This window comes from Streptomyces fuscigenes (assembly GCF_021556455.1).
Taxonomy (GTDB): Bacteria; Actinomycetota; Actinomycetes; order Streptomycetales; family Streptomycetaceae; genus Streptomyces; species Streptomyces fuscigenes.
In genome coordinates this window covers 1-14,279 of record NZ_JAKGCV010000109.1, presented here as the reverse complement: position 1 = coordinate 14,279, position 14,279 = coordinate 1, and the positions used below count along the sequence as shown (strand labels likewise).

The following is a 14,279-nucleotide window of genomic DNA, read 5'->3' as shown; positions in this document are numbered from 1 at the left end:
CCCGCTCCGCTGCCCGGGCCCGCCGGGGGCTTCGTGGCCGGGGCGCCCCCGGGCGGGTCCTCGGCGGACAGGGCGGTGTCGCTGTGCGCGTGCGGCTCCGCGGGCGCGGGCAGCAGGAGGTGGCCGCCGAGGTCGATGCGGGACATGCGGCCACCGAGCGAGCCGGCCGGGGCGACCGCCTCGATGCGGCTGCCGCCGAGCCGTACGTCGACGGTCCTGCCGTCGGCCAGGCGTGCGCCCGAGAGGATCAGCGCGGTGGTCCCGGCGGGGGAACCGCCGGACGGCTGCGGCTGACGGTCGGGCATCGGGCTCCCGGTGTTCGTACGGGGCGCCCCGCCGGGCCGCCCGCGAGCGGCCACCGGTGCTTTCGGGGCTCTGACAGGCCACGTCGCAAGATCACGCAGCGTGGTGAGCCTAGATCCGGGCGGCGACGCCATCGCGGAGGAGCGGAAAAGTCATATCGCGGGAGCCCTCGCAGCGGCCCTTTCAGTAGTCCTCGCGGCCCTTCCAGCGGTCCTCGTGGCTCTCGCGGGAGCTTTCGCGTCGGCGGCAGCGTCGTCGGAGGACGGCAGGGCAGGGCCGGGGCCGCGCATCTCTTCGGTGTCGGGCGGGTGCGGGCCTCCGGCGGCATGCGTGCTCGCTGCTCGCTGCCCGCCGTGGGCCCGGCCCGGGGCCGGCCCGGGGCCCTCGCCCCACGTCCCCTTCACGCCCCCCGCGTCCCGGCACTGCCCGGTTTTCCGCCCCGGCCCCGGGCGTCGTGACGTGCGCGGGCGGCCGTCGCGTCGGACGGGGTCAGAGGCGTTCGAGGGGCGCCCGTTGCGGCTGGGACCCCCCGGCCCCGAGCGCGGGTGAGACGTCTTCGTGACGGCCGTGCGGGGCCCGGACCCCGGCGGTGAAACGGATTTGGGCGAACCACCACCGACCGTGTAATGTCTTCATCGCTCGCCCCAATAGCTCAGTCGGTAGAGCGTCTCCATGGTAAGGAGAAGGTCTACGGTTCGATTCCGTATTGGGGCTCTGGTGTTCGGAGATCCTCGCCCTCGGGCGAGGAGATCCTGCATCGCAGCGGTGTAGCTCAGTCGGTAGAGCAAGCGGCTCATAATCGCTGTGTCACCGGTTCAAGTCCGGTCACCGCTACAGACAGTAGCCGATTGCGGGGTCGGTCCTCCAGTCGGCTACTCTTCTTTGCGTAAAACCTGATTATCCATCCGTTCGTCAAGGAGCACTCACGTGGCTGCCACAGACGTCCGCCCGAAGATCACGCTGGCCTGCGTGGAGTGCAAGGAGCGGAACTACATCACCAAGAAGAACCGGCGTAACAACCCGGATCGTCTTGAGCTGAAGAAGCACTGCCCGCGCTGCAAGGCGCACACGGCGCATCGCGAGACGCGCTGATCAAGGCTCGAATGCGAGGCCGCCCCTGAATGCCGGGGGCGGCCTCGTTTCGTCTGGGTCGCACCGCGGCCCCGGACGACGCACGATCGACAGCCCAGCGCACACCGCCCCACGAGGCCACCGGCCGGGGCGCGCCGCGGGCACGTCGCCCCGGCGGACCGCGGGCACCCGCCCGAACGGCCGCCGGCACACCGGGCCGGCCGAGTCGGCAGCGAGACACCAGCCGGCCGAGTCGGCGGGTGAGACACCAGGAGGGAGCGGCATCCATGGCGCTCGACGAGTCCTTTGTGGGGCGGAGCTACCCGCCCACCGCGCCGTACGAGGTCGGCCGGGAGAAGATCCGGGAGTTCGCCCAGGCGATCGGTGAGAGCGCCGGCGCGCACACCGACCCCGAGGCCGCGAAGGCTCTCGGTTACGCCGACGTGATCGCCCCGCCGACGTTCGTCTTCACGGTCACCTACCGGGCCGCGGGCGAGGTCATCGCGGACCCGGAACTGGGACTCGACTTCACCAGGGTGGTGCACGGCAGCCAGAAGTTCGCGTACACCAGGCCGGTGTGCGCGGGCGACCGGCTGTCCGTCACGTCCACGATCGAGGGCATCACCACGCGCGCGGGCAGCGACTTCGTCGACCTGCGCGGCGACGTGCACGACGACAAGGGCGAGCACGTCGCGACGGCCTGGATGAAGCTGGTGGCGCGGGCCGCCGAGGACGCGGCGGGGGCGTGAGGACATGACGGCGAAGATCGGTTACGACGAGGTCGAGGTCGGCACGGAGCTGCCCGCGGGCAGGTTCCCCGTCTCGCGCGACACCCTCGTGCGGTACGCGGGTGCCTCCGGCGACTTCAACCCCATCCACTGGAACGAGCGGTTCGCCAAGGAGGTCGGGCTGCCGGACGTGATCGCGCACGGCATGTTCACGATGGCCGAGGCGATCCGGGTGGTCACCGACTGGACGGGCGACCCCGGCGCGCTCGTGGAGTACAGCGTCCGCTTCACCAAGCCCGTCGTCGTTCCCGACGACGACAAGGGCGCGGTCGTCGAGGTCTCGGCCAAGGTCGCCCAGAAGCTGGAGGACCGCCAGGTCAGGGTCGACATCGCGGCGACCAGCGACGGTCAGAAGGTCCTCGGCCTGGCGCGCGCGGTCGTCCGGCTCGCCTGAGCCGGCCCGGGCCGCACGCGTCGGCAAACGGACGAGTGGACGGACGAACGGACGGATGGCCAGACGGCCAGACGGCTGGACCTGCGCAAACCCGCGGTCCCTCGGACGTGGACGTCGCGCGTTGATCTCATCGGGGCCGGGCCCCGTCGCACTGCCCTCACCGGCACGCGGCGGGGCCCGTCACTTTTCCGTGACGCCACCCGCTTGACTAAGTTAGTAAGTGACCAATAACTTAGTCGCATGGTCAGGATGAGCGCGGAGGAGAGGCGCGAGAGCGTCGTGCGGGCGGCCGTCACGGAGTTCGCCCGGGGTGGCTACAACGGCACCTCCACGGAAGTGATCGCCCGACGCGTCGGCGTCTCGCAGCCGTACCTCTTCCGTCTCTTCCCGAGCAAGCAGGAGATCTTCCTCGCCGCGTGCGACCGGTGCCTCGGCGACATGGCCGACGGCTTCCGCGAGGCGAGCGACGGGCTCACGGGGGAGGAGGCGCTCCACGCCATGGCCGAGGCGTACCAGCGCGGCATCGCCGAGCAGCCGGACCGCCTCCTCCTGCAGATGCAGATGTACGCGGCGGCCGGTGCCGCGGAGGCCTCGGGCGACCGGGACTTCGCGGAGCGGCTGCGGCGCGGCTGGCTCCAGGTCTGGGACGCGGCGGGGGAGGCGCTCGGCTCCGACGAGGGTGAAGTCGCCCAGTTCATGGCCTACGGAATGCTGATCAACACGATGGTCTCCTTGGGCTACCCGCCCGACCACCGGGTGTGGGGCGCCGTGTACGAGTCGGCGCAACCGGTGGTCGGCGCGCCGGCGAAGGACGCGTCGGCGAAGGACGCGTCGGCGAAGGACGCTCCGGAGACCCCGGACGACGAGGATCCCGGGAGCGGTCACGCGCAGGCGGGAACGCGAGCGGAATCGCAGTCGCAGGCGCGGACGAATGCCCGGGCGAAAGCCCCGGCGGAAACACGGGGGAAGGCGCAAGCGGAAACGCGGGCGAAGACGCAGGCCGAAGCGGCGGCAACGGCGCAAGCGGCAGCGGAAACGGAAACGGAAACAGAAGCGGACGGTTGAGCCGTGCCGCCCTGAACGGGGCGGTGCGGTGGGGGACGGCGTCCGGGTCGGGAGGCCCGGGCCGGGACCCGGCGCGGCGCGGGCCTGAGGTCCGGCGCAGGCCTGAGGTCCGGCGCAGGCCTGAGGTCCGGCGCCTGCTCGACCGGGCTGTTCGGAGCCTCGAACCATGCCCGAATCATGCCCGTGAAAGTTATTGATCAATAACTAACTACCGCACGAGTGACACGCGGGGCTCCGCTGCTCGCAGCGCGCCTCGCAGGCACCCGTCGACCTGGAGAACCGAGATGGCTGAGAAGAACGCGGAAACCAATCCGAGTCCGGGCGGCACGGCACGTTCGCAACCGAGCCCGAGCCCGAGCACGACAGGCCCGGACCCGAGCCCGAGCCCGAGTGCGACGGGCCCGGGCCCGAGCGCCGGGGACGCGAGCGCGGCACGTTCGGCGCCGGGCACGGCTGAAAGAACCGGCGGAGGGACCGGCGGAGGAACCGGCGGAGGGACCGGCGGTGGGATCGGCGACGGGGGAGTCGAGGAGACGGGGACGGCAGGCCGGCGCCGTGCCGGCTGGGCACTGGCGCTGACCTCCGTCGCGGGCTTCATGGCGGCGCTCGACAACCTCGTCGTCACCACGGCGCTCCCGTCCATCCGACACGATCTCGGCGGGTCGCTGGACGACCTGGAATGGACGGTCAACGCCTACACCCTGACGTTCGCGGTGCTGCTGATGTTCGGAGCGGCGCTGGGCGACAGGTTCGGCCGGCGCAAGCTGTTCGTCGTAGGCATCGCCACGTTCTCCGTCGCGTCGGCCGGCGCGGCCCTCGCGGGCGGCGTCGCGCCGCTGATCGCCGCGCGGGCCGTCCAGGGCGTCGGCGCCGCGATCATGATGCCGCTGGCCCTGACCCTCCTCACGGCGGCGGTGCCCGCCGCACGGCGGGGCGCGTACCTCGGCATCTTCAGCGCGCTCTCCGGCCTCGCGGTCGCCGCCGGCCCCCTGGTGGGCGGAAGCCTCACCGAACACCTGTCATGGCCGTGGATCTTCTGGCTGAACGTCCCCGTGGGGATCGTCCTCCTCCCGCTCGCCCGGCTGCGTCTGGCGGAGTCGCGCGGACCGCGCCCCCGGCTCGACGTGACCGGCACCGCCCTGATCAGCACCGGCCTCTTCGGCATCGTCTACGCGCTCGTCACCGCCAACTCCAGCGGCTGGACCAGCGCCCGCGTCCTGCTCGGGCTGATCCTCGGCGCGGCGCTCGTCGGGCTGTTCCTGCGCCACTCCGCCCGCCACCCGGACGCGATGCTCCCGCTGCGGATGTTCCGCAACCGCACCTTCGCGGGCATCAACGCGGTGGCACTGCTCATGTTCATCGGCATGTTCGGCTCGATCTTCCTGCTCAGCCAGTTCCTGCAGGGCGTACTGGGCTACTCGCCGACCGAGGCGGGCCTGCGGATGCTCCCGTGGACCGGCATGCCGCTGCTGGTCTCGCCGGTCGCGGGGCTGCTGTCCGACCGGTTCGGCGGGCGCCCCGTCGTGGCCACGGGCCTGGCGCTGCAGGCCGCCGGACTCGCGTGGTTCGCGGCCGTCATCGCTCCCGGCGTCTCGTACGGGACGCAGCTGCCCGCCCTGATCCTCAGCGGCGTCGGCATGGCGCTGTACTTCGCCCCGGCGGGCTCGCTCGTCATGGCCGGTGTGCGGCCCGGTGACCAGGGCATCGCGTCCGGCACGAACAACGCGCTGCGCGAGGTCGGCGGGGCGCTCGGGGTGGCCACGCTCGGCGCGGTCTTCTCCGCGCGCGGCGGCTACGGCAGCGCGCAGGCCTTCGTGGACGGTACGCGGCCCGCGCTGTGGATCGGCGCCGCCGTGGTGGCGGTGGGCGCGCTGGTGGCGTTCGCCGTGCTGGGCCGCCGCCGGGCGGACACGCCGGTGGGACGGCCGTCCGCGACGAACGCCCCGCAGGTGCAGGACGCCCCGGGCCCGAGCGCACCCCTCGAAGCGGCAGCCGGCCGTGACGGCGAGCCGGCCCGGACGGCCTGAACACCCCTTCGGACGGTCGGAGCGCCGGCGCTTCCGACCCGCGTCCCCGGCCCCTCACGTCCCGCCTCCGCCGTCCCGCGCCGGTCCCCGTGCCGTCGGGGGCGGGACGGCGCGGGGCGGGACGGCGCGGGGCGCGGCGGCCCGGGGCGGGATCGGGGCGCTCGCACGGGCGACCGTTAGCCTTGCGGCGTGCAGGAATTCTTCGAGACGCCTCTCGCCCCCCTGACCACCCTCCGGCTCGGCGGGCCCGCCCGCCGGCTCGTGACCGTCGACACCGACGACCTCGTCGTCGAGGAGACCCGCCGCGCGGACGACGAAGGCACCCCGCTGCTCGTCATCGGCGGCGGCAGCAACCTGGTCGTCGGCGACAAGGGGTTCGCGGGGACGGCGCTGCGCGTCGCGACCCGGGGCGCCGTGCTCGACGGAACGCGCCTGGAGGCCGCGGCGGGCGAGGTGTGGTCGGACGTCGTGGCCCGCACGGTCGACGCGGGCCTCGCCGGGATCGAGTGCCTGGCGGGGATCCCGGGATCGGTCGGCGCCACGCCCATCCAGAACGTCGGCGCGTACGGGCAGGAGGTCTCCTCGGTCATCGAGGAGGTCGTCGCCTACGACCGCGCCGAGCGCCAGGTCGTCACCCTCTCGAACGACGCGTGCCTCTTCTCGTACCGTTCCAGCGTCTTCAAACTGCACCCCGAGCGGTACGTCGTGCTGCGGGTGAGGTTCGTACTGGAGGACGCGGGGGGCCTGTCCGGGCCGCTGCGGTACGCCGAGACGGCCCGCGCGCTCGGCGTGGCGCCCGGCGGGCGGGTGCCCGTGGGGGACGCCCGTGACACGGTCCTGCGCCTGCGCGCGGGCAAGGGCATGGTCCTCGACCCGGAGGACCACGACACCTGGTCCGCGGGCTCGTTCTTCACGAACCCGCTCCTCGACGCGGCGCAGCACGAGGACTTCCTGGCCCGGGTGCGCGAGCGCCTCGGCGACGGCGTCGTGCCGCCGGCCTACCCCGAGGGGCCGGAGGGCGCCGGGCGCATCAAGACGTCCGCCGCGTGGCTGATCGACAAGGCCGGCTTCACGAAGGGCTACGGCACCGGGCCCGCCCGCATCTCCACCAAGCACACGCTCGCGCTCACCAACCGCGGCGGCGCGAGCACCGAGGACCTCCTGGCCCTCGCCCGCGAGGTCGTCGCGGGCGTGTACGACGCCTTCGGGATCGTGCTCGTCAACGAGCCGGTCATGATCGGCGCCGCACTCTAGCGGGCGGCTTCCCAGGCTGCTCCTGCGGGCGGCCCGGCCCCCACGGCCCGGCTCCCGCGGCCCGGCCCCCACGGCCCGGCTCCCGAGGGCGGCTCCCGAGGCCGGCTCCCGCGGGACGGGCGGGTCCGCCGGCGGCGCCGGACGGCCCGGCGGACGGTCAGCCGGCCAGCCAGGCGTCCACTCCGGCCAGCAGTTCAGCACGTACGCCCTCCGGGGCCGCCGACGCGCGGATCGACTGGCGCGCCAGCTCCGCGAGCTCCTCGTCCGAGAAGCCGTGGTGCTCGCGCGCGATCTCGTACTGCGCCGCCAGGCGGGAGCCGAACAGCAGCGGGTCGTCCGCGCCCAGTGCCATCGGGACGCCCGCGTCGAACAGAGTGCGCAGGGGGACGTCCGCGGGCTTCGGGTAGACGCCGAGCGCCACGTTCGACGCCGGGCAGACCTCGCAGGTGACACCCGCGTCGGCGAGCCGCCGCAGCAGCCGGGGGTCCTCCGCGGCCCGCACTCCGTGGCCGATGCGGGCCGCGCGCAGGTCGTCGAGGCAGTCCCGCACCGAGGACGGGCCGGTCAGCTCGCCGCCGTGCGGCGCGGCCAGCAGGCCGCCGTGCCGGGCGATGGAGAAGGCGCGGTCGAAGTCACGGGCCATGCCGCGCCGTTCGTCGTTGGACAGGCCGAAACCGACGATGCCGCGGTCGGCGAAGCGCACCGCGAGCCGCGCCAGCGTGCGCGCCTCCAGGGGATGCTTCATCCGGTTCGCCGCGACCAGGAGCCGCATGCCGAGGCCCGTCTCGCGCGACGCGGAGTCGACCGCGTCGAGGATGACCTCCAGCGCGGGGATCAGCCCGCCGAGGTGCGGCGCGTACGAGGTGGGGTCGACCTGGATCTCCAGCCAGCGCGAACCGTCCCGCACGTCCTCCTCGGCGGCCTCCCGCACGAGCCGCCGGATGTCGTCCGGCTCCCGCAGGCAGGACCGGGCGATGTCGTACAGCCGCTGGAAGCGGAACCAGCCGCGCTCGTCGGTGGCGCTCAGCTTCGGCGGTTCGCCGCTCGTCAGCGCCTCCGGCAGGTGGACGCGGTACTTCTCGGCCAGCTCGAGGAGGGTGGTGGGCCGCATCGACCCGGTGAAGTGCAGGTGCAGGTGGGCCTTCGGCAGCAGCCGCAGATCGCGCGGGCGGGCGGGTTCGTGCCGGGTGGCGGCGGTCGTGCTCAACATCCCAAGATCCTGCCGTATTCGTGCGGGTCCCCACACCCCGATGGTCCGATCCGTCCTCCCCGAACGGAAAGACGGGCCCCCGGCTCCCGCCGGAAACCCGTCTGCCCGCCGGAGGGCGGAGCGCCGGACGGCGCCCCGGAGGCGTCCTGCCCCCGAAGCGTCCTGCCCCGGAAACGCCCCGCCCCGGAAACGCCCCGCCCCGGAAACGCCCTGCCCCGGAAGGGGCCTGCCGCAGCCGTGGCGCGATCAGCCGGGCCGGCGCCCCGGAGCGCTCCGCGCGGCCGTCAGTCCCTGGCCTCCGCCAGCAGCTTCTGGATCCGGGAGACGCCCTCCACCAGGTCCTCGTCGCCGAGCGCGTACGACAGCCGCAGGTAACCCGGCGTGCCGAAGGCCTCACCGGGAACGACCGCGACCTCGACCTCGTCGAGGATCAGCGCGGCCAGCTCGACCGACGACTCCGGGCGCGAACCGCGGATCTCCTTGCCGAGCAGCGCCTTCACCGACGGGTACGCGTAGAACGCGCCCTCGGGCTCCGGGCAGACCACGCCGTCGATCTCGTTCAGCATCCGCACGATGGTCGTACGGCGCCGGTCGAACGCGGAGCGCATTTCGGCCACCGCCGACAGGTCGCCGGAGACGGCGGCGATCGCCGCGGCCTGCGACACGTTCGCGACGTTGGACGTGGCGTGCGACTGGAGGTTCGCGGCGGCCTTGATGACGTCCTTCGGGCCGATCGCCCAGCCCACGCGCCAGCCCGTCATGGCGTACGTCTTCGCCACGCCGTTGACGACGATGCACCGGTCGCGCAGCTCGGGCACCGCGACCGGCAGCGACGTGAAGACGGCGTCGCCGTAGACGAGGTGCTCGTAGATCTCGTCCGTCAGCACCCACAGGCCGTGCTCGGCGGCCCAGCGGCCGACGGCCTCGGTGTCCTCGCGGCTGTACACGGCGCCCGTCGGGTTGGACGGGGAGACGAACAGCAGCACCTTCGTGCGCTCGGTGCGCGCGGCCTCCAGCTGCTCGACGGAGACCCGGTAGCCCGTGGTCTCGTCGGCCACCACGTCGACCGGGACGCCGCCTGCGAGGCGGATCGACTCCGGGTAGGTGGTCCAGTACGGCGCCGGCACGATGACCTCGTCGCCCGGGTCGAGGATCGCGGCGAAGGCCTCGTAGATGGCCTGCTTGCCGCCGTTGGTGACGAGGACCTGCGCGGGGTCGACCTCGTATCCGGAGTCGCGCAGGGTCTTCGCGGCGATGGCGGCCTTGAGCTCGGGCAGGCCGCCGGCCGGCGTGTAGCGGTGGAACTTGGGGTTCCGGCAGGCCTCGACGGCCGCGTCGACGATGTAGTCGGGCGTCGGGAAGTCGGGCTCGCCCGCGCCGAACCCGATCACCGGGCGCCCGGCGGCCTTGAGGGCCTTTGCCTTGGCGTCGACGGCGAGGGTGGCGGACTCGGAGATCGCGCCGACGCGCGCGGACACCCGGCGCTCGGCGGAAGGGGTTGCAGCGCTCATGGGGCCCATGGTTTCAGACCGGAAACCCCCGTGGCACACGGGTTTCACAGAGTGAACAACTGGGCACGCAGCGGCGACGCATGGTGTCCGGGAACGACCGGAGCGTGTGCGTCCGCGGCCGGACCGGCCGACCGCCGCCGCCCCGGGCCCGCGCCCGCGGCCGCCGGGCCCCGGCCGAGGACCGGAGGATCATGCGGGAGCGCTCCGCTTTCTGCGGGACCCCCGGGGTTGTGGCCGGAGTTGAGAGCTGTTCGACGCAGGGCCACCGACCACGTACACTCACCTGTCGTCGGCCTCCATCGCCGCTTCCGTTCGCGCGCATGTCCTGCGTGAGCCCGGATGCGGTAGGTTGGGGCGGGCAACAAAGGGTCGTAGCTCAATTGGTAGAGCACTGGTCTCCAAAACCAGCGGTTGGGGGTTCAAGTCCCTCCGGCCCTGCTACACACACCGCCAGGATGTGTGCGCATGTACGTACATTCATTGCACAGCCGTGCGGCTCCCCCGGGCGCGGCACGGCCACGACCGGGAATCAGGTGAGAGAGCGTGACGGACGCCGTGGGCTCCATCGACAAGCCTGATGCCGACGACGCTCCTGAGTCGCAGGAGAAGAAGCCCCGCAAGGGTGGCAAGCGCGGAAAGAAGGGCCCCATGGGCCGTCTCGCGCTCTTCTACCGGCAGGTCGTCGCCGAGCTGCGCAAGGTCGTCTGGCCGACTCGCAACCAGCTGTCGACGTACACCACTGTGGTGATTGTCTTCGTCGTCATCATGATCGGTCTCGTGACCGTGATTGACTATGGCTTCAACGAAGCAGTCAAGTCCGTTTTCGGCTGATCCCGAGGGGCGACCAATACCGGCCGCCCCTTTCGGGTGTTCCACCCCTTGAGCCAGGAAGAAGCAGTCACCGTGTCTGACCCGAATCTGAACGACGCCCGCGAATCGGCAGAGTCCGCTGCGGACGACGCCGACGTCGCAGCGGCGGCGGACGCTGTCGAGCCAGACGAGCCGGGCCGGGCCGACGAGGCCACCGGGGCCGCCGCCGCGAGCGCGGACGAGAAGCCCGACGAGACCGTCGCGGCCGACGAGTCCGACGAGGACGCGTCCGGCGAGCAGGACGCCGAGGACGCGGACCAGGCCGAAGGCGCCGAGGGCGAGACCGCCGAGGCGGCCGAGGGCACGGACGAGGACTCCGAGGGCGAGCCCGTCGCCGAGGCTCCGGTCGACCCGGTCGCCGCCCTCCGCGACGAGCTGCGGGGCCTCCCCGGCGAGTGGTACGTGATCCACACCTACGCGGGCTACGAGAAGCGCGTGAAGGCGAACCTGGAGCAGCGCGCCGTCTCCCTCAACGTCGAGGAGTTCATCTACCAGGCCGAGGTCCCCGAGGAAGAGATCGTCCAGATCAAGAACGGCGAGCGCAAGAACGTCCGGCAGAACAAGCTGCCCGGCTACGTGCTCGTCCGCATGGATCTGACGAACGAGTCCTGGGGCGTCGTCCGCAACACCCCCGGCGTCACGGGCTTCGTCGGCAACGCGTACGACCCGTACCCGCTGACGCTCGACGAGATCGTCAAGATGCTCGCGCCCGAGGCCGAGGAGAAGGCGGCCCGCGAGGCGGCCGAGGCCGAGGGCAAGCCGATGCCGGCGCGCAAGGTCGAGGTCCAGGTGCTGGACTTCGAGGTCGGCGACTCGGTCACCGTCACCGACGGCCCGTTCGCGACGCTCCAGGCGACGATCAACGAGATCAGCGCCGACTCGCGCAAGGTCAAGGGCCTGGTGGAGATCTTCGGCCGGGAGACCCCGGTCGAGCTGAGCTTCGACCAGATCCAGAAGAACTGAAACCGTCCGCACGGGCGCCGCTTCGGTGGCGCGTCCGTGCGGGACGGGTCCGGCAGGCTGGTGACGGCGCCGCCGGAGAAGCTTCCGACCAGGTCAGGGACGCCCCTCGCGGGCCCCTGACCTGTCGGTTTTTGGCCGCACAACGTTACCCGTTATCGTGGTGCGGTATGCCTCCATCCGGATGATGGGTGGAGGCTGATCACCTCTCATCAGGACCCGGAGAGAAACACATGCCTCCCAAGAAGAAGAAGGTCACGGGGCTGATCAAGCTCCAGATCAAGGCCGGTGCGGCCAACCCGGCGCCGCCGGTCGGTCCCGCGCTGGGCCAGCACGGCGTCAACATCATGGAGTTCTGCAAGGCCTACAACGCCGCGACCGAGTCGCAGCGCGGCATGGTCGTGCCGGTGGAGATCACGGTCTACGAGGACCGCTCCTTCACCTTCATCACCAAGACCCCCCCGGCCGCCAAGCTGATCCTCAAGGCCGCAGGTGTGGACAAGGGCTCCGGCGAGCCGCACGTCAAGAAGGTCGCCAAGCTGACGCGCGAGCAGGTGCGGGACATCGCCAACACCAAGATGCCCGACCTGAACGCGAACGACATCGAGGCCGCCGAGAAGATCATCGCCGGCACCGCCCGTTCCATGGGCATCACGGTCGAGGGCTGAGACCCGGACACCGTGCCGCGGGCGCACACCGCCCCGGCTCCAGTGGAAGGGCCATGCGCGGCCCGGACCACGACCTCCGCACCTGCTTGAACCATCAGGAGATGAAGTGAAGCGCACCAAGGCTCTCCGCGCGGCGGACGCCAAGATCGACCAGGAGCGCGAGTACGCGCCCCTGGAGGCCGTACGTCTGGCCAAGGACATCAACAGCGCGAAGTTCGACGGCACCGTCGAGGTCGCCATGCGCCTGGGCGTCGACCCGCGCAAGGCGGACCAGATGGTCCGCGGCACCGTGAACCTTCCGCACGGCACCGGCAAGACCGCCCGGGTCCTGGTCTTCGCGACCGGTGACCGTGCCGAGGCAGCGCGTGCCGCGGGCGCCGACATCGTCGGCGCCGACGAACTGATCGACGAGGTCGCGAAGGGGCGTCTGGACTTCGACGCCGTCGTCGCCACCCCGGACCTCATGGGCAAGGTCGGCCGCCTCGGCCGCGTCCTCGGCCCGCGTGGTCTGATGCCCAACCCGAAGACGGGAACGGTCACCCCGGACGTCACCAAGGCCGTGACGGACATCAAGGGCGGCAAGATCGAGTTCCGTGTCGACAAGCACGCGAACCTGCACTTCATCATCGGCAAGATCTCGTTCGACGAGACGAAGCTGGTGGAGAACTACGCCGCGGCGCTCGAGGAGATCAACCGCCTCAAGCCGTCGGCCGCCAAGGGCCGCTACATCAAGAAGGCCACGCTGGCCCTCACGATGAGCCCCGGCATCCCGCTGGACGCCAACCGCACCCGGAACCTCCTCGAGGAGACCCCGGCTGTGATCTGACGCCCACGGCGTCGGCCACATCGGTCGAACGGGCCCCTCGCCTCCGCTCCGGCGGATGCGGGGGGCCCGTTTTTTGCGCCCGTCCCCGCGCTTTTGCGCCCGTTCCCGCGCCCGCTTCTGCGCCTGTTCCCGCGCCCGCGCCATGTGCGCGTGATGCGCTTTCCGCGGCTTGTGCGTGATGTGCTTCCCCCGCGCGGAAAAGGTGAACGAGGCCCCGCTGACCAGGGGTATCGTTCACCCGCCCGACCGGTCCGAGCGCGGCTGGCACAGGGCGGCAATGGGGTGGGGAGCACATGAGGAACGGGTTCACCGCGGGGCGCGGGGCGCTCGTGGCGGCGACGGCCGTGGCGGCCGCGGTAGGAGTCGCCGGCTGCGGAGCCGGCGGTGCGGACGAGGACGTGAAACCGCGCGCGACCGCGGCGAAGAAGGTGCCGACCCCGCGCGCGGCCGTGGCGGCAGCACGGGGCAAGGTGTCGGCGGCGGGGAGCGTCACCTTCACGGCGACTGCGGAGACGGGCATCCCGGGGCGCACGGACGACGCGGACCACTCGGCACGCCTGTCCGGGACGGTGGGACCCGGAGCGGCCGACTTCTCCTTCCGGGCGTCCGATTTCGCGGCCATGGGTCCGGCCTTCCCGTCGACGGTCGCCGTCCGGGAGTCCGGCACCTCGATGTACCTGGACCTCGGACCGCGCTTCGCGGCGGCCACCGGCGGCCGTCCCTGGGTCGTGATGCGGGCCTCGGACTTCGTCACCGACGGGAGCGACCCGCTGGAGGTCCTGCTCGGTCAGGCGCTGTGGCCCGTCGGCGAGGGGCCGGGGGAGCAGCTCGACCTGCTGGCCGCCGCCGGGCAGGTGCGCGACCTGGGGGTGGAGAGGGCGGACGGCGTCGCGGCCGGGCACTACCAGGGCGACGTCACCCCCGACGACATGAAGAAGGCGGCGGCGGGGACGGCGGGGGCCGAGGCCGCACGCATCAGCGCGCTGGCCGGGCAGCTGGACGACTCCGGCGTGCACACCGAGACCGTCGACGTCTGGGTGGCGAAGACCGGCCCGCGGGCGGGCCGTCCGGTACGCGTGGACCTGACCCTGGTCAGTGGCGGCAACGTCACCACGGACAGCGTCCACTACACGTCGTACGACAGGGCGCGGCTGCGGAACGTCGTTCCGCCCAGGGCGCGGACGGCGACCGAGCGGGACCTGGAGGCGATCGGGGACGGCGCGCACTGACGCGCACCCCGGGCCGCCGCGGCCGCGGAGGCCCGGGCCGACCGCCCGGCTGGGCCGCGTACCGGCGGGCAGGACCGATGACGACGGGCCGCGGTCCGGCCCG

The 14,279-nt window shown here is 72.4% G+C and carries 12 protein-coding genes, 3 tRNA genes and 2 pseudogenes; 14 read left to right on the top strand and 3 right to left on the bottom strand.

Annotation, left to right across the window (positions count from 1 at the left end; translation table 11 throughout):
- Positions 1 to 305: pseudogene (locus tag L1885_RS12065) on the bottom strand (hydrolase); the annotation flags it as partial.
- Between the two features lie 639 nt (positions 306 to 944).
- Here L1885_RS12065 and L1885_RS12060 point away from each other — a divergent pair.
- From L1885_RS12060 to L1885_RS12025, 8 genes and pseudogenes are all read left to right on the top strand, one after another.
- Positions 945 to 1,017: transfer RNA gene (locus L1885_RS12060), tRNA-Thr, on the top strand.
- A gap of 47 nt (positions 1,018 to 1,064) precedes the next feature.
- Positions 1,065 to 1,137 (top strand) — tRNA-Met (locus L1885_RS12055).
- A gap of 93 nt (positions 1,138 to 1,230) precedes the next feature.
- Positions 1,231 to 1,395, top strand: coding sequence for a 50S ribosomal protein L33 (rpmG, locus tag L1885_RS12050; RefSeq protein WP_018385553.1), 165 nt, complete (start codon positions 1,231 to 1,233; stop codon positions 1,393 to 1,395).
- A 266-nt stretch (positions 1,396 to 1,661) separates the two neighbouring features.
- Positions 1,662 to 2,123 carry a MaoC family dehydratase N-terminal domain-containing protein gene (locus tag L1885_RS12045; protein ID WP_235797064.1) on the top strand — a complete coding sequence of 154 codons (462 nt, stop codon included), beginning with the start codon at positions 1,662 to 1,664 and terminating at the stop codon, positions 2,121 to 2,123.
- 4 nt (positions 2,124 to 2,127) lie between these two features.
- On the top strand, positions 2,128 to 2,556 hold the full coding sequence (locus tag L1885_RS12040; protein ID WP_235797063.1) for a MaoC family dehydratase: 429 nt from the start codon (positions 2,128 to 2,130) through the stop codon (positions 2,554 to 2,556).
- A 240-nt stretch (positions 2,557 to 2,796) separates the two neighbouring features.
- Positions 2,797 to 3,348 (top strand): annotated as a pseudogene (locus L1885_RS12035) (TetR/AcrR family transcriptional regulator); the annotation flags it as partial.
- Positions 3,349 to 4,217: 869 nt separating this feature from the next.
- Positions 4,218 to 5,648 (top strand): MFS transporter, encoded by a 1,431-nt coding sequence (locus L1885_RS12030; protein ID WP_372481926.1) that lies wholly within the window; start codon positions 4,218 to 4,220, stop codon positions 5,646 to 5,648.
- A 189-nt stretch (positions 5,649 to 5,837) separates the two neighbouring features.
- Positions 5,838 to 6,902 carry a UDP-N-acetylmuramate dehydrogenase gene (locus tag L1885_RS12025; RefSeq protein ID WP_235797062.1) on the top strand — a complete coding sequence of 355 codons (1,065 nt, stop codon included), beginning with the start codon at positions 5,838 to 5,840 and terminating at the stop codon, positions 6,900 to 6,902.
- 157 nt (positions 6,903 to 7,059) lie between these two features.
- On the opposite strand, the gene L1885_RS12020 is transcribed toward L1885_RS12025, so the two are convergent.
- Together L1885_RS12020 and L1885_RS12015 are read right to left on the bottom strand one after the other, a co-directional pair.
- Positions 7,060 to 8,112: an adenosine deaminase gene (locus L1885_RS12020; protein WP_235797061.1), complete on the bottom strand. Its 1,053-nt coding sequence runs from the start codon at positions 8,110 to 8,112 to the stop codon at positions 7,060 to 7,062.
- Between the two features lie 284 nt (positions 8,113 to 8,396).
- Positions 8,397 to 9,623: a pyridoxal phosphate-dependent aminotransferase gene (locus L1885_RS12015; protein ID WP_235797060.1), complete on the bottom strand. Its 1,227-nt coding sequence runs from the start codon at positions 9,621 to 9,623 to the stop codon at positions 8,397 to 8,399.
- 365 nt (positions 9,624 to 9,988) lie between these two features.
- On the opposite strand from L1885_RS12015, the gene L1885_RS12010 reads away from it, so the two are divergent.
- The 6 genes from L1885_RS12010 (at position 9,989) to L1885_RS11985 (ending at position 14,176) form a co-directional block, all read left to right on the top strand.
- Positions 9,989 to 10,061, top strand: a tRNA-Trp gene (locus tag L1885_RS12010).
- A gap of 105 nt (positions 10,062 to 10,166) precedes the next feature.
- Positions 10,167 to 10,454: a preprotein translocase subunit SecE gene (secE, locus tag L1885_RS12005; protein ID WP_235797059.1), complete on the top strand. Its 288-nt coding sequence runs from the start codon at positions 10,167 to 10,169 to the stop codon at positions 10,452 to 10,454.
- 72 nt (positions 10,455 to 10,526) lie between these two features.
- Positions 10,527 to 11,456 (top strand): transcription termination/antitermination protein NusG, encoded by a 930-nt coding sequence (gene nusG / locus L1885_RS12000; RefSeq protein ID WP_235797058.1) that lies wholly within the window; start codon positions 10,527 to 10,529, stop codon positions 11,454 to 11,456.
- Between the two features lie 230 nt (positions 11,457 to 11,686).
- The gene (rplK, locus tag L1885_RS11995; RefSeq protein ID WP_235797057.1) at positions 11,687 to 12,121 is read left to right on the top strand and encodes a 50S ribosomal protein L11; all 435 of its coding nucleotides are present in this window, start codon (positions 11,687 to 11,689) and stop codon (positions 12,119 to 12,121) included.
- A gap of 106 nt (positions 12,122 to 12,227) precedes the next feature.
- On the top strand, positions 12,228 to 12,947 hold the full coding sequence (gene rplA, locus L1885_RS11990) for a 50S ribosomal protein L1 (RefSeq protein ID WP_235797056.1): 720 nt from the start codon (positions 12,228 to 12,230) through the stop codon (positions 12,945 to 12,947).
- A gap of 293 nt (positions 12,948 to 13,240) precedes the next feature.
- Positions 13,241 to 14,176 (top strand): SCO4651 family lipoprotein, encoded by a 936-nt coding sequence (locus L1885_RS11985; RefSeq protein WP_235797055.1) that lies wholly within the window; start codon positions 13,241 to 13,243, stop codon positions 14,174 to 14,176.
- Positions 14,177 to 14,279 lie beyond the last annotated feature (103 nt).

Bases quoted from the DNA above. Each gene is read 5' to 3' on its own strand.
- L1885_RS12015 (WP_235797060.1), bottom strand. From the start codon at position 9,623: ATGAGCGCTGCAACCCCTTCCGCCGAGCGCCGGGTGTCCGCGCGCGTC.
- L1885_RS12030 (WP_372481926.1), top strand. From the start codon at position 4,218: ATGGCGGCGCTCGACAACCTCGTCGTCACCACGGCGCTCCCGTCCATC.
- L1885_RS12040 (WP_235797063.1), top strand. From the start codon at position 2,128: ATGACGGCGAAGATCGGTTACGACGAGGTCGAGGTCGGCACGGAGCTG.
- L1885_RS12045 (WP_235797064.1), top strand. From the start codon at position 1,662: ATGGCGCTCGACGAGTCCTTTGTGGGGCGGAGCTACCCGCCCACCGCG.
- rplK (WP_235797057.1), top strand. From the start codon at position 11,687: ATGCCTCCCAAGAAGAAGAAGGTCACGGGGCTGATCAAGCTCCAGATC.
- L1885_RS11985 (WP_235797055.1), top strand. From the start codon at position 13,241: ATGAGGAACGGGTTCACCGCGGGGCGCGGGGCGCTCGTGGCGGCGACG.
- L1885_RS12020 (WP_235797061.1), bottom strand. From the start codon at position 8,112: ATGTTGAGCACGACCGCCGCCACCCGGCACGAACCCGCCCGCCCGCGC.